We start from the raw sequence: 13556 nt of genomic DNA on the forward strand, positions 1-13556 counted from the left end.
CTCTGGGTCATTAGCGCGCAGGAAGCCCGGAAAAATAAGATGGCAGTAAAATACCCCGCTATTCGTAAAAAATTCCCACTTCTGGTGACTAGTGGCCTATTGGCCTTACAACCTGTTGCCAGTCAATTCGCCGTGGCAGCCGAACAGTATGACTGTTCGGCTTCTGCATCCGGCGGCTGGGCCTGTACCCCCAAAACGGCTGATGCAGCAGTACCTGCGCGCCCGATTCACGATGAATCCAGCCTCAGTGCTCCCGCCACTTCAGATACCCGAAACGGCGGCAAAGTTGCAGCAGCGGCTGTCGGCACCAAGCTTGTCACTGAAAGTGAAGGCAAGGGTCTGACCTCTCGCAGCGCAGATTACAGCCATTTGGACTGGGTGCCTCGTGAAAAGTTATCCGAAGCGCAGCTCGCGGAGACAGCCCCGTACTGTTCGGGCGCCTACGTCGAGCCTGAGCGCCCGGGCATGAACGACGATACGCCGCTCAATCAAGCGCCAATGTTCGTCTCGGCCAAAGCCTCGCGCTACCAGCAGGAAGAGCAGATTGCCACGCTGGCCGGCGATGTCGTGATCCGCCAGGCAAGCATGCAAGTCGAGGCCGATGAGGCCAACCTGCGGCAAGCTGAAAACATCGGTGAGCTGAACGGCAACGTGCGACTGCGCGACAAGGGCGCCCTGGTTGTCGGCGATCACGCCGAGCTGCAACTGGACAACGGCGAAGCCAAGATCGACAACGCCGAATATGTCATGCACCGCGGCCATATCCGCGGTAACGCGCTTTACGCCAAACGTGAAGAAACCGCGATTATTCGCCTCAAAGACGGTACCTACACCAGCTGCGAACCTGGCAGCAATGCCTGGCACCTCAAAGGTAATAACATCACGCTGAACCCAGCCACCGGCTTCGGTACTGCGACCAACGTAACGCTGCGGGTCAAAGACTTCCCGGTGTTCTACACGCCGTACATTTATTTCCCTATCGATGACCGTCGCCAGTCCGGCTTCCTGCCGCCAACCATTGGCAGCTCGAGCGACAACGGCTTCGAGCTGGAAACACCTTATTACTTCAACCTGGCTCCCAACTACGACGCCACCCTGTACCCGACGTACATGAGTGACCGTGGTCTGTTGATGGAAGGTGAAGGTCGTTACCTGACCAAGAGCAGCGAAGGCCAGATTGGCGCCGCCTACCTCAATGATGAAAACGACGACCGCAAGCTGCAGTCCGACTACAGTGACACCCGCTGGATGTACAGCTGGCAGCACAAGGGCGGCCTCAATAGCCGCCTGCTCGCTGAGGTCGACTACACCGACATCAGCGATCCCTACTATTTCCAGGATCTCAATACCGACCTGGGCATCGATACGCCAGACTTCGTCAACCAGCGCGGCACCCTGACCTATCGCGGCGACAGCTATACCGCCCGCCTCAATGCCCAAGCCTATGAGCTGGCGACCATCAGCGACATCACCCCGTATAACCGTCTGCCGCAAATCACCCTGGACGGCAAACTGCCATTCCAGCCGGGTGGCGTTCAGTTTGGCTACGGCACCGAGCTGGTTCGCTTTGATCGTGACCTGCGCCATGGCAACTACATCGACGAGGATGGCAACCCAGAGCGCCGCCTCGACGAGAACGTCAGAGGCCTGGCCCGCGCCAACGGTGACCGCCTGCACCTTGAACCATCGGTCAGCTTGCCGCTGGACTGGAGCTGGGGCTATATCAAGCCACAGGCTAAATACCTGTACACCAACTACGACCTGGACCTGGACAGCCAGGGCAAGTCGACACTGCTCGCCGAACAGAAGTATGACAGCACGCAAAACCGTGGCGTTGGCATGCTCAGCGTCGACAGTGGCCTGTACTTTGACCGCAACACCCAGATGTTCGGCACCAACTACAGGCAGACCCTTGAGCCGCGCCTGTACTACCTCTATGTGCCGGAAGAAGACCAAACTGATATCCCAATTTTCGATACCAGTGAGAGCACCTTCAACTACAACTCTCTGTTCCGCGAAAACCGTTTCTCCGGTAAAGATCGCATTGGTGACGAGAACAAGCTATCGCTGGGCGTGACCAACCGCTGGATCGAAGAAAATGGCTTCGAGCGTCAGCGTTTCAGCATCGGCCAGGCCTTCTATTTTGCTGACCGCAAAGTGCAGCTCGCTGGCATCGACTACAAAACCCGTGACGACGCCCAGGCATCTGTTTCGCCTTACGCGCTGCAGTACCTGTATCGCTTCAACCGCGACTGGCGCTTCAGCTCGGATTTCAACTGGGACCCGGACAGCCACACAACTCGCTCCGGCAGCGCAATGTTCCACTACCAGCCTGAAGATAACCCGAACAAGGTTATCAACGCCGGCTACCGCTATCGCAACGACACCGTGCGTTACGACCAGAGCACCGGTAACTGGGTTGTTGGCGGCGGTGACTACGGCACGCCAGGCAGCCCGAACTACATCGAAGACTATTACAAGATCAGCCAGCACGACTTCTCGGTTATCTGGCCAATTGTCCCGCAGTGGAGCGTTATTTCGCGCTGGCAGTACGATTACAGCCGCAACCGTACCCTCGAGGCCTTTGGTGGCTTTGAATACGACAGCTGCTGTTGGAAACTGCGTTTAATCAATCGTTACTGGATCGACAATGACGAAGTGAGCCAGAACCCATCGTTTAACGATGAGCCCGATCGCGGCATCTTCTTGCAGATCGTACTCAAAGGCCTGGGCGGCGTGACTGGCAATAAAACTGAATCTTTCCTCGACCAAGGCATTCAAGGTTATCGTGAACGTGAAGACAAAGCTTTCTGATTACGTGCGCCCCCTGTTATTGGGCGCGATGTTGATAGGTAGTGCGGTACAGGCTGAAGTACAACCTCTGGACCGTGTAGCGGCCATCGTTGATAACGACGTAATCATGCAAAGCCAACTGAACGGTCGCATGAAAGAGGTTCAGCAGACCATCGCCAAGCGTGGGTCGACCTTGCCGCCGGAGCATGTACTCCAGCAGCAGGTACTGGAACGTCTGATTATCGAGGACATTCAGCTGCAGATTGGCGAACGCTCGGGCATCCGCATCACCGACGAGGAGCTCAACCAGGCCATCGGCACTATTGCCCAGCGCAATGGCATGACTGTTGACCAGTTCCGCGCCGCGCTGAACCGGGATGGCTTGTCGTTTGACGAGGCACGTGATCAGGTTCGCCGTGAAATGATCATCAGCCGTGTGCGCCAGCGCCGGGTTGCCGATCGCATCCAGGTTAGCGACCAGGAAGTCCAGAACTTCCTCAACTCAGACTTGGGCAAGATGCAACTGTCCGAAGAGTTTCGCCTGGCCAACATCCTGGTACCGGTGCCGGAAGGTGCAGCGCCTGAACAGGTTCAAGCTGCCGAACAGCAAGCCCGGGACCTTTACCAGCAATTGCAGCAAGGCGCTGATTTCGCCCAGCTGGCAATTGCGCGCTCGTCCAGCGAAACAGCCCTGGAAGGTGGCGAAATGGGCTGGCGCAAGGCTGGCCAGTTACCTCCGCCCTTCGACAGCATGCTGAGCAAAATGAGCGTAGGCGATGTGACTGAACCTGTGCGCACACCTGGTGGCTTTATCATCATCAAGCTCCAGGAAAAGCGTGGTGGTGGCGCTCAGGTGCGTGACGAGGTCAGTGTTCGCCATATTCTGATCAAGCCAAATGCCATCCGTAGCGACGCCGAGAGCCAGCGTCTGGCCGAACGTCTCTACGAGCGGATCAAAGCCGGCGAAGATTTTGCCGAACTGGCAAAAAACTACTCCGAAGACCCAGGCTCGGCGCTCAACGGCGGCAAGCTTGACTGGATCGATCCATCTGCACTGGTTCCCGAGTTCCGCGAAGTGATGGACTCGACCCCGAGCGGTGAAGTATCCAAGCCATTCAAGTCGCGTTATGGCTGGCACGTCCTTGAAGTCATGGGCCGCCGCGCCACTGACAGCAGCGAGCAATATCGCAAGCAGCAGGCTCAGACCATCCTGCGCAACCGTAAGTACGACGAAGAACTGCAAGCCTGGCTGCGGCAGATCCGCGACGAGGCTTACGTAGAAATCAAGCAGTGAAAACGCAACGTTTTGCACTGACGCCAGGTGAGCCGGCAGGCATAGGTCCCGACCTATGCCTGCTGCTTGCCCAGCATACACAACCACAGCCACTCATAGTTATTGCCAGTCACGTACTGCTTGCAGAACGTGCAGCCTTGCTTGGCTTGAAAGTCAGTTTGATCAACACAACTCCTGACGCCTGGCCAGATCAGCCCGCTCCGGCAGGCAGCCTGTATGTCTGGGATACACCACTTGCCGCCCCGGTAATAGCGGGCCAGTTAAATGCAGCTAACGCGGATTATGTGCTGCAAACGCTGACCCGCGCAGGACAGGGCTGTCTTGATGGCCACTTTGCCGGGATGATTACCGCCCCCGTTCACAAGGGCGTGATCAACGAATCCGGCATTGCCTTCTCCGGCCACACCGAATTTCTGGCCGAGCTAACGCACACCGAACAGGTGGTCATGATGCTCGCGACCCACGGCCTGCGAGTCGCCTTGGTAACCACCCACCTACCGCTTAAAGATGTGGCGGCGGCAATCACAGCCGAACGCCTGAGCCGGGTCACCCGCATCCTCTACAACGACCTGCGCAGTAAATTCGGCCTTGCCAACCCGCGCATCCTGGTATGCGGCCTGAACCCCCACGCAGGCGAAGGCGGCCACCTGGGACGAGAAGAGATAGAGGTCATCGAACCTGCCCTTGAGCGCCTGCGCGCCGAAGGCATAAATCTTGTTGGCCCGCTCCCTGCCGATACATTGTTCACTCCAAAACACCTCGACCATTGCGATGCGGTGCTTGCGATGTATCATGACCAGGGCTTGCCGGTGCTCAAGTTCAAAGGGTTCGGCGCAGCGGTGAATATAACCCTGGGCCTGCCGATTATCCGCACTTCGGTCGACCACGGTACCGCACTCGACTTGGCAGGCAGTGGCAAGATCGACAGCGGCAGCATGGACGTCGCCCTGCAAACAGCCTACGAGATGGCCGCCAGCCAATCAGGCAACTGAGCGTCGATGACGGGCCACGCCAGGGTGCCGACTCCCTGTTAAACTAGGCAATCAATATTCTTTTATATTCGCTTTAAGCTCGGCTTGACGCTTGGAGCTGCTTTTAAAGCCTGAGAGCTACTAATGTCCGAGAGCTACCAACACCGCGCGCGCAAACGCTTTGGCCAGAACTTCCTGCATGACGCCGGCGTCATTCACCGCATCCTTCGCGCAATCCATGCCAAAGAAGCAGAACACCTGCTAGAGATCGGCCCGGGACAAGGTGCCCTGACTGAAGGCCTGCTCAACAGCGGTGCGCAGTTGGATGTAATTGAGCTCGATAAAGACCTCATTCCGATCCTGCAAGCCAAGTTCGGCAGCCAGCCGCGCTTTCGCCTGAATCAGGGCGACGCCCTGAAGTTTGACTTCCAGCGTCTTGAAGCGCAGCCGCGCAGTCTGCGCGTCGTCGGCAACCTGCCGTACAACATCTCGACCCCGCTGATATTCCACCTGCTGGACAATGCCTCACTGATCCGCGACATGCACTTCATGCTGCAAAAGGAAGTGGTTGAACGCCTGGCCGCTGGCCCTGGCGGTGGTGACTGGGGCCGTCTATCGATCATGGTGCAGTACCATTGCCGGGTAGAACACTTGTTCAATGTTGGACCGGGTGCGTTCAACCCGCCCCCTAAAGTTGACTCGGCCATTGTCCGCCTGGTGCCGCACGAAGTGTTGCCTCATCCAGCCAAAGATCACAAGCTACTGGAGCGAGTGGTCCGCGAAGCCTTCAATCAGCGCCGTAAAACCCTGCGCAACACGCTCAAGGCCTTATTGCCGGCCAGCGAGATAGAAGCTGCGGGTGTCGATGGCAGTCTGCGTCCCGAACAGCTCGACCTTGCCGCGTTCGTGCGCCTGGCCGACAAGCTTGCCGAGCAGATTGCACCTGGCGAGCCGAACCCGGAATAACCCCTGAGGCCTTGTGCCCGCTACAAACGGGCAGCAACCCCAGCCATACGTTTTAATCAATAGATAGCCGCCACAGCACCACCTAAACCAGCAGGTTTGAGCATGCCAGATTCGCCATATCAAATAGACGTCAGCGTTGCGACTCAATACCTGCCGGAGCAGTCACAGGTCGAGCAACACCGCTTCGCATTTGCCTATACCGTGACCATCACCAACAACGGCCAGCTTGCTGCCAAGTTGCTCTCGCGCCACTGGTTGATCACCGATGGCGAAGGCCGCGTGCAGGAGGTTCGTGGCGCCGGCGTGGTCGGTGAACAACCATTGATAGCACCAGGCCACAGCCACACTTACACCAGCGGCACTGTCATGACTACACGAGTTGGCACCATGCAAGGCAGCTACCAGATGATTGCCGAAGACGGTACGTCCTTCGATGCCCAAATCGCGCCCTTTCGTCTAGCCGTCCCAGGTTCACTGCACTAATGACCACTTACGCTGTTGGCGACCTGCAAGGCTGCCTTGAACCCCTTAAATGCTTGCTCGAACAAGTCGCCTTCGACCCCGCCAAGGATAAACTCTGGCTCGCGGGCGACCTGGTCAACCGCGGCCCTGAATCGCTGGCGACATTGCGCTTCCTCTACGCCATGCGCGACTGCGTGACCTGCGTGCTGGGCAATCATGACCTTCACCTGCTTGCCGTTTCGCACAACGTCGAACGCCTGAAGAAGTCCGACACGCTACAAGAGATCCTCGACGCACCAGACCGGGCAGACCTGCTCGACTGGCTGCGCCAGCAAAAACTCATGCACTATGACCCCAAGCGCAACCTGGCCATGGTGCACGCAGGCATTGCTCCACAATGGAGCATCGACAAGGCGCTCAAGCGCGCCGCTGAAGTCGAAGCGGTGCTGCGTGACGACAGCCGCCTCAAGACGTTTCTCGATGGCATGTACGGCAACGAGCCCACTGTGTGGAGTAACGAGCTAAGCGGCATCCCGCGCCTGCGGGTGATCACCAATTACTTCACCCGCATGCGCTTCTGCGCGGCAGACGGGACCCTCGACCTGAAGAGCAAGGAAGGCCTGGACACCGCGCCTGCCGGCTATCAACCCTGGTTCAGCCACGACCAGCGTAAAAGCCGGGGCACCAAGATTATCTTCGGCCATTGGGCGGCGCTTGAAGGCAAGTGCCCAGAGCCCGATCTATATGCCCTGGATACCGGCTGTGTCTGGGGCGGCGCCCTGACATTGATGAATATCGACAATGCTAAACTGCATCGCTGTGAATGCAGTAAGGAAAGCCAATGAGTGAATTCAAGCGAATCTCCCCTGAGCAGGCCCAGGCGCTGCGCCAGCAAGGTGCCGTGGTGGTCGACATCAGGGACCCGGACAGCTTTGCTGCAGGCCACATCAGCGGCTCACAGCACCTTGATAATCATTCACTGGTCGATTTCATTGCCCAGGCGGACCTTGATCATCCCCTGATTGTCTCCTGCTACCACGGCAACTCCAGCCAGGGCGCCGCAGCCTATTTGATCGGCCAGGGTTTTACCGATGTCTACAGCCTGGATGGTGGCTTTGAGCTATGGCATGCACGCTTCCCTGGCGAAACCAGCAAGTCTGATCAGGAATAATTTTTTACATCACGCCAAGCCGCACCAGCCAAGGCTTGGCGCCCTCTTCTGGCATTTCCATCATAAGGATATGGCCACTTGACGCTTGACCTCTCTGATTACCAACTATCATTTATCTTAGGCCATCTAAATACCAAGTAGAGCCTGCCAACCGGCATCCGGGCCATCGGTATGATAGGAACCTAATGAAAGCCAGCAAGCGAGGGCGGTGCAAAGCATCAAGATGCTAAAACGCGGTTTGCCAAGGCAAGCCGGCCCACTGAGCAGATTGGTCACAATGCACTGCCTGGCGCAGCAATTTTCAGAGGTTCAGTAGGTGCTCTGGGGGGATATCCACGGCTGGTACTCAGCCAACCACCAACGCCTGCACGACCGATCCCGAGCCGTCTCTGGACATTGAGCGAGGTGAAGTCATGAGCATTTTCAGTCACTTCCAACAACGTTTCGAATCGACACGCCAGGAAGAGCTGTCTCTGCAGGAGTATCTCGAGCTATGTAAGCAGGATCGTAGCGCTTACGCCTCGGCCGCAGAGCGCTTATTGCTGGCAATTGGCGAACCGGAACTACTCGATACATCAAGCAACTCGCGATTATCAAGAATATTCTCGAACAAGGTCATACGGCGCTACCCGGCGTTTGCGGACTTCCACGGCATGGAAGAATGCATTGACCAGATCGTTTCCTATTTTCGCCATGCGGCCCAAGGCCTCGAAGAAAAGAAACAAATTCTCTACCTCCTTGGCCCAGTGGGCGGCGGCAAGTCTTCTCTGGCCGAAAAACTCAAGCACTTGATGGAAAAAGTCCCTTTCTATGCAATCAAGGACTCGCCGGTCTTCGAGTCTCCGCTTGGCCTGTTTAGCGATGCCGAAGACGGCGCAATCCTCGAAGAGGAGTACGGCATTCCCCGACGCTACCTCAACAGCATCATGTCGCCCTGGGCTACCAAGCGTCTTGCCGAATTTGGCGGCGACATCAGCCAGTTCCGCGTGGTTAAGCTCTACCCTTCGATTCTCAAGCAAATTGCCGTCGCCAAAACCGAACCTGGCGATGAAAACAACCAAGATATCTCCGCCCTGGTCGGCAAGGTCGATATCCGCAAGCTGGAAGAGTATCCACAGAACGACGCCGACGCCTACAGCTACTCGGGCGCCCTGTGCCGGGCTAACCAGGGCATGATGGAATTCGTCGAGATGTTCAAGGCACCGATCAAGGTGCTCCACCCATTGCTCACGGCCACCCAGGAAGGCAACTACAACAGCACCGAGGGCCTTGGGGCAATTCCCTACAACGGCATACTGCTGGCGCACTCCAACGAATCTGAATGGCACAGCTTCCGTAACAACAAGAACAACGAGGCGTTCATCGACCGGATCTATATCGTTAAAGTGCCGTATTGCTTGCGCGTCAGCGATGAAATCAAGATCTACGACAAATTACTGGTCAACAGCTCCCTGGCCAACGCGCACTGCGCGCCTGACACCCTGAAGATGCTTGCCCAATTCTCGGTCTTGTCGCGGCTCAAAGAGCCTGAGAACTCGAATATCTACTCGAAAATGCGCGTCTATGACGGTGAAAACCTCAAGGACACCGACCCCAAGGCCAAGTCGATCCAGGAATATCGCGACAGCGCTGGCGTCGATGAAGGCATGAATGGCCTTTCAACCCGCTTCGCCTTCAAGATACTGTCAAAAGTCTTCAACTTCGACGCCAATGAAGTCGCCGCCAACCCGGTGCATCTGCTCTACGTGCTCGAACAACAGATTGAGCAGGAGCAATTCCCGGCTGAAGTGCGCGAGCGCTATCTACGCTTTATCAAGGAATACCTGGCACCGCGCTATATCGAGTTTATTGGCAAGGAGATCCAGACCGCTTACCTCGAATCCTACAGCGAATATGGCCAGAACATTTTCGACCGCTACGTGCTGTACGCCGACTTCTGGATTCAGGACCAGGAATACCGCGACCCGGAAACCGGTGAAATCCTCAACCGTGTAGCACTCAACGAAGAACTGGAAAAAATCGAGAAGCCAGCCGGCATCAGCAATCCAAAGGATTTCCGCAACGAAATCGTCAACTTCGTATTGCGTGCCCGAGCCAACAATAACGGCAAGAACCCAACCTGGCTCAGTTACGAGAAGCTGCGCGTGGTGATCGAGAAGAAAATGTTCTCCAACACCGAGGACCTGCTGCCAGTCATCAGTTTCAACGCCAAGGCCAGTAAAGAGGATCAACAGAAACACAACGACTTCGTGACCCGCATGGTTGAACGCGGTTACACCGATAAACAAGTTCGCCTGCTGTCCGAGTGGTATCTACGGGTACGTAAATCACAGTAACCGAGCCCCACGCGGGTTGCTGCGGGCACTCAAGCGCCCGCTGGCCATAGAGGTGCCTGAGCCCAGTCTGGTTCAGGCATGCTCTAAGGAGAAGTCATGAGCTATGTGATCGACCGACGCCTAAACGGCAAGAACAAGAGCACGGTAAACCGCCAACGCTTTTTGCGCCGCTACCGCGAGCACATCAAAAAAGCGGTTGAGGAGGCCGTAAGCCACCGTTCAATTACCGATATGGAGCATGGCGAGCAAATCAGTATCCCGGGGCGGGATATCGACGAGCCCGTGCTGCACCATGGCCACGGGGGCAGACAAACCACCGTGCACCCGGGCAATAAAGAGTTCTCGGCTGGTGATCGTATTCCTCGTCCTCAAGGAGGCGGCGGTGGCCAGGGCAGCGGCAAGGCGAGCAACTCTGGCGAAGGCATGGATGAGTTCGTCTTCCAGATCACCCAGGAGGAGTTTCTCGACTTCATGTTCGAAGATCTCGAACTGCCCAACCTGGTCAAGCGTCATTTAACCGGCACAGACACTTACAAGACCGTGCGGGCCGGTATCAGCAGCGAGGGAAATCCATCACGCATCAATATCGTACGCACCCTGCGCTCGGCCCATGCCCGGCGCATAGCGCTGTCCGGTAGCAGTCGGGCGAAACTTAAACTCGCACAGGCTGAACTTGAACGCTTAAAACGCGAAGAGCCCGATAATTTCGGCGATATCCAGGCACTTGAAGAGGAAATCAGCAAGCTACATGCACGCATCAACCGTGTGCCTTTCCTCGACACCTTCGACCTTAAATACAACCTGCTGGTAAAACACCCCAACCCAAGCTCCAAGGCGGTCATGTTCTGCCTGATGGACGTCTCCGGCTCAATGACCCAGGCCACCAAGGACATCGCCAAGCGCTTCTTCATCTTGCTCTACCTGTTTCTCAAGCGTAACTACGACAAGATCGAAGTCGTGTTTATCCGTCATCACACCAGCGCGCGGGAAGTGGATGAAGAAGAATTCTTCTATTCACGGGAAACGGGCGGCACCATTGTTTCCAGCGCACTGAAACTGATGCAAGAGGTCATGGCCGAGCGCTACCCGGTCAACGAGTGGAACATCTATGCCGCCCAGGCTTCCGATGGCGACAACTGGAATGACGACTCGCCGGTGTGCAGGGACATTTTGATCAACCAGATCATGCCCTTTGTACAATACTTCACCTATGTCGAGATCACTCCGCGCGAGCATCAGGCGCTGTGGTACGAATATCAGCAGGTTTGTGATGCGTTTGCTGACACCTTTGCTCAGCAGCAGTTGGTGACTGCCGGTGACATTTACCCGGTATTCCGCGAACTTTTCCAGCGCAGGCTTACAGCATGACAGCTCATGACCAGGCCACATCCGAAAGAAAACGCCAGCCAATCTCAACCGGCTCAGAGTGGACCTTCGAGCTGATCCGCACCTATGACCGTGAAATCAGCAGGCTTGCCGAGCGCTATGCACTCGACACCTACCCCAACCAGATTGAAGTCATTACCGCCGAGCAAATGATGGACGCCTATGCGTCAGTCGGCATGCCCCTGGGTTACCACCACTGGTCTTATGGCAAACAGTTCCTGTCCACCGAGAAAAACTACAGCCGCGGGCAAATGGGGCTTGCCTACGAAATTGTCATCAATTCCGACCCATGCATCGCCTACCTCATGGAAGAAAACACCATGTGCATGCAGGCGCTGGTGATCGCCCATGCATGCTATGGCCATAACAGCTTTTTCAAGGGCAACTACCTGTTCCGCACCTGGACCGATGCCAGTTCGATCATCGACTACCTGGTGTTCGCCAAGCAGTACATCATGCAGTGCGAGGAGCGCCACGGCATTGATGCAGTTGAAGACCTGATCGACTCCTGCCACGCCCTGATGAACTACGGCGTTGACCGCTACAAACGCCCCTACCCCATCTCTGCCGAGGAAGAGCGCCGCCGCCAGAAAGAGCGCGAGGAACACCTGCAAAAACAGATCAACGACCTCTGGCGCACCATTCCCAAGGGAGCGAGCAAAGACAGCGACAAGGATGACAATCGCTTTCCCTCCGAGCCACAGGAAAACATCCTGTACTTCCTGGAAAAACATGCGCCACTGCTTGAGCCTTGGCAGCGCGAAGTGATTCGCATCGTCCGTAAAATCGCCCAGTATTTTTACCCACAGCGCCAAACCCAGGTCATGAACGAAGGCTGGGCGACCTTCTGGCATTACACGCTGATGAACGACCTCTATGACGAAGGCCTGGTCACAGAGGGCTTCATGCTCGAGTTCCTACAGTCCCACACCAGCGTGATCTACCAACCCGCCTTTGACAGCCCCTACTACAGCGGCATCAACCCTTACACCCTGGGATTCGCCATGTATTGTGACATCCGGCGAATCTGTGAACACCCAACAGAGGAAGATCAACGCTGGTTTCCGGAAATTGCCGGCAGTGACTGGCTGAGCACCCTCAAGTTCGCCATGCACAGCTTCAAGGATGAAAGCTTTATCCTGCAGTACCTATCCCCCAAGGTGATTCGCGATCTAAAGCTATTCAGCGTACTCGACGATGACCAGAAAGATGAATTGCTGGTCCCGGCCATCCATGACGAACATGGCTACCGGATGATTCGCGAAATACTGGCTGCGCAGTACAACCTGGGTAACCGCGAGCCCAACGTACAGATCTGGAGCATCGACCGGCGCGGCGACCGCTCCCTGACCTTGCGCCATCAGCAACACGACCGCAAACCGCTGGGCAGTTCCACTGAAGAAGTGCTCAAGCACCTGCATCGCCTATGGGGCTTCGACATCCATCTCGAGGTCATGCAGGGCGACAAACTCATTAACAGCCAGCATGTGCCCCCAAAGAATGACACTGCGCGAGAGGGTGACTACCCGCGACTCGACCTGATAATCCCACCCATTTGACCGGTTGCGCTTTACCTTCCGGCTACAGAGCATCAGGCTGTACTCGTTGAGGTGTCCCTGATGCGTTTATTACTGTTTGTCCTGACCTGCGCAGCCTTGGCTAGCTGCGCACCTCCCCATATACCCCAGACGCAGGTATCTCATGCGAGCCCGCAAGCGCTTGCGCGTCTACAGCGCTTCAAACTGATCGCACCCGCCTCCATACTCAAGGCTCCAACGGCATTTCCAGGCGCTTATCCGCAGCTGGCTTCACTACTTAGCGAGCAACTCCAGCTGCATGGCTACCGACAGGCCGAACCCGCCCAAATCAACGTGTATTACTGGCTCGCCGTGCAAGAGCGCCCTCTCGAATTCAAAGTCGACCAAGCGCCTCCCAGCCAGCTTGGCGCCTACCTGGCCATCCACCGACTGCAGGATGAGACCGGAACTCTGCGTTTACGCCTGACTGACCAGGCCAACAATCTGTTGTGGGAAGGCACCAGCAAAACCGGCCTGAGCCCTGCCAGCTACAGTGCTGAATTGCTCAAGCAAGCGACGCAGGCCCTTACTGCACAAATACCCGCCAGCGCCGCACCTTAGCCAATGCCGTGCAAGCCCAGGCAGGCGCTTCGGCAAAGC

Annotated in this window: 11 protein-coding genes; all 11 read left to right on the forward strand. The window is 56.6% G+C overall.

What is annotated here, in order from left to right; translation table 11 throughout:
• Window positions 1-39 precede the first annotated feature (39 nt).
• The 11 genes from CHB79_RS19935 (at window position 40) to CHB79_RS19985 (ending at window position 13517) form a co-directional block, all read left to right on the forward strand.
• Window positions 40-2814, forward strand: a complete 2775-nt coding sequence (locus CHB79_RS19935) for an LPS-assembly protein LptD (protein ID WP_089361170.1) — start codon at window positions 40-42, stop codon at window positions 2812-2814.
• Window positions 2795-4087, forward strand: a complete 1293-nt coding sequence (locus tag CHB79_RS19940) for a peptidylprolyl isomerase (protein WP_176443232.1) — start codon at window positions 2795-2797, stop codon at window positions 4085-4087. Before CHB79_RS19935 ends, CHB79_RS19940 begins: the two co-directional genes overlap by 20 nt.
• Window positions 4084-5079: a 4-hydroxythreonine-4-phosphate dehydrogenase PdxA gene (gene pdxA / locus CHB79_RS19945; RefSeq protein ID WP_089361172.1), complete on the forward strand. Its 996-nt coding sequence runs from the start codon at window positions 4084-4086 to the stop codon at window positions 5077-5079. The genes CHB79_RS19940 and pdxA overlap by 4 nt, the downstream gene beginning before the upstream one ends.
• A gap of 123 nt (window positions 5080-5202) precedes the next feature.
• On the forward strand, window positions 5203-6024 hold the full coding sequence (gene rsmA, locus CHB79_RS19950) for a 16S rRNA (adenine(1518)-N(6)/adenine(1519)-N(6))-dimethyltransferase RsmA (protein ID WP_089361173.1): 822 nt from the start codon (window positions 5203-5205) through the stop codon (window positions 6022-6024).
• A 102-nt stretch (window positions 6025-6126) separates the two neighbouring features.
• Complete coding sequence (gene apaG, locus CHB79_RS19955; protein ID WP_089361174.1) at window positions 6127-6507, forward strand: Co2+/Mg2+ efflux protein ApaG; 381 nt, start codon at window positions 6127-6129, stop codon at window positions 6505-6507.
• Window positions 6507-7331, forward strand: coding sequence for a symmetrical bis(5'-nucleosyl)-tetraphosphatase (locus CHB79_RS19960; RefSeq protein WP_089361175.1), 825 nt, complete (start codon window positions 6507-6509; stop codon window positions 7329-7331). The genes apaG and CHB79_RS19960 overlap by 1 nt, the downstream gene beginning before the upstream one ends.
• On the forward strand, window positions 7328-7657 hold the full coding sequence (gene glpE / locus CHB79_RS19965) for a thiosulfate sulfurtransferase GlpE (RefSeq protein ID WP_010486114.1): 330 nt from the start codon (window positions 7328-7330) through the stop codon (window positions 7655-7657). Before CHB79_RS19960 ends, glpE begins: the two co-directional genes overlap by 4 nt.
• Before the next feature lie 413 nt (window positions 7658-8070).
• Window positions 8071-9993: a PrkA family serine protein kinase gene (locus CHB79_RS19970; protein ID WP_010486113.1), complete on the forward strand. Its 1923-nt coding sequence runs from the start codon at window positions 8071-8073 to the stop codon at window positions 9991-9993.
• A 96-nt stretch (window positions 9994-10089) separates the two neighbouring features.
• Window positions 10090-11361, forward strand: coding sequence for a YeaH/YhbH family protein (locus CHB79_RS19975; RefSeq protein ID WP_089361176.1), 1272 nt, complete (start codon window positions 10090-10092; stop codon window positions 11359-11361).
• Window positions 11358-12938 carry a SpoVR family protein gene (locus CHB79_RS19980; protein WP_089361177.1) on the forward strand — a complete coding sequence of 527 codons (1581 nt, stop codon included), beginning with the start codon at window positions 11358-11360 and terminating at the stop codon, window positions 12936-12938. Before CHB79_RS19975 ends, CHB79_RS19980 begins: the two co-directional genes overlap by 4 nt.
• A gap of 60 nt (window positions 12939-12998) precedes the next feature.
• Window positions 12999-13517, forward strand: coding sequence for a DUF4136 domain-containing protein (locus CHB79_RS19985; RefSeq protein ID WP_089361178.1), 519 nt, complete (start codon window positions 12999-13001; stop codon window positions 13515-13517).
• Window positions 13518-13556: the final 39 nt, after the last annotated feature.

The organism is Pseudomonas segetis, assembly GCF_900188155.1.
In the GTDB taxonomy this organism is placed as follows: domain Bacteria; phylum Pseudomonadota; class Gammaproteobacteria; order Pseudomonadales; family Pseudomonadaceae; genus Aquipseudomonas; species Aquipseudomonas segetis.